General features: G+C 41.6%; 1 pseudogene. It reads right to left on the minus strand.

The window, feature by feature from the left end:
- Positions 1-245 (minus strand): annotated as a pseudogene (locus AB4486_RS25720) (MFS transporter); the annotation flags it as partial.

The following is a 245-nucleotide window of genomic DNA, read 5'->3' on the forward strand; positions in this document are numbered from 1 at the left end:
GTAAATGAGTTAAGCCCAAGCGCTAACGTTACTTGCCACGCAACGCCGCTTTTAATCATCTTCTTCATCGGCAGAGGTCTGTCTTGTTGCTTGTTATCGTTAGCAGAAGATGAACGTTTTCTGATTTTAGGTAACCAGATCAGTAAAGCTAATATTGGAAATACCAAGTTCATTAACAGCGCTAATTGCCAACCTGTCATAGTGAACAAGGTGAGTTCTGAAAATGGCACCATCAAACTTGAGCC

The sequence above is a fragment of the Vibrio sp. 10N.222.55.C6 genome (genome assembly GCF_041473395.1).
Taxonomy (GTDB): Bacteria; Pseudomonadota; Gammaproteobacteria; order Enterobacterales; family Vibrionaceae; genus Vibrio; species Vibrio crassostreae_C.